This is a genomic window from Acidovorax sp. LjRoot204 (genome assembly GCF_056175785.1).
This window is the reverse complement of sequence record NZ_JBGFFF010000362.1, coordinates 1-1,165: the sequence shown is the minus strand read 5'-3', so window position 1 is coordinate 1,165 and position 1,165 is coordinate 1. Positions and strand designations below refer to the sequence as shown.

Here is a 1,165-nt window from a genome sequence, read left to right as displayed (position 1 = left end):
GTTTAAGGGAATCTCGGGAGTCTGGAAGCACTCCGTGCCCTTGATGCTGACATGGGAGATGACATGGGACGGCATGGCAGAGCGGGGCGGCTCTTCGCCCACGTAAGCTCGGCCATCGGGGTTTATACAAGCCTGGCGAAGGGCATCGAAATCTGACGCCCCTTTTATCCAGGAGTAGCGGCTACCCGCGGGCTGGCCCACGTCGTTGAGGGCGTGGGCATCGCTGCCGTGGAGGCACGGCTTGCAAGCCCCGTAGGTAGCGATGATCTCGTCTTTACCAACGGCCCTTTGACCCAGCCAGAACTCGCGTTGGGCGGGGCTGCTCGAGAATATGATGTGGGCGAACTTTTCGATTTCGCGACGTATGGTTTTGTCAGACGCTTGATTGAGGCCACTGGTTCCATCGCCTGAGGCGCCGGCCACGGCGATCAGAATATTTTGTTGGGCCCAGTCGCTGTCCTTGTAGGCCTGCTTAAGCCTATCGAAGCTAACTTTCACCTGAGTCACGCCGTGGCGGAGGGCCGCGTTTTCGTCGACAAGGGAGGGCTCGGCACGCCGCCCAAGGCGTATCAGGTCATCCCGACTGCAGTTAAAGCGATCTCCATAGGCCGCGAAGTCCAGTCGGCCCAAGAAGCGCTTAATCTCTTCGAGGTGGTCGGATGAGGTGGGATTGACTAGCAAATGAGCGTTGACGAACCCGGTCTTGGCCGCTACGTCCAAACGCACTTCGATGTTTGGAAACACGAGACCGATGTTCTGCAGGCGACCTTTCGAACGGTGGAACAGCACGGCTTCGTAGCTGTCCAGCAGGTAGTAATCCGTCACGCCCAGCGCTTGAATCGCAGGGCTGGCGTCTTCCAGACGCCTTAGGTAGTCGTCCCAAGCGTTGGGGCCGAACTGGTCGTTCAACACCGTGCCCGGTGCGTGCACGTGAGGCTCCCAACGCCTCCATTCGGAACCGCGCTCCATGTATAGCTCCCCTTGCCGCAGGCTGCAAAGTCCTTGCTCTTATAGCCTGTTCCTAAGTTCGTCCATTTTCAACCAGCTTCATGGGCCGACAGATCCGCCCTCTGTGCGGAGGGCGCTGAGCCTCCTATACCTTCAAGACGAGTAGCTTCCGAAGAATTGCCGATTTGGGGGCATATCTAGGATGATAGTGTTTACC

At 58.3% G+C, this 1,165-nt stretch carries 1 pseudogene; it reads right to left on the bottom strand.

The window, feature by feature from the left end:
* Positions 1-969: pseudogene (locus tag AC04MI_RS25395) on the bottom strand (TrlF family AAA-like ATPase); the annotation flags it as partial.
* Positions 970-1,165: the final 196 nt, after the last annotated feature.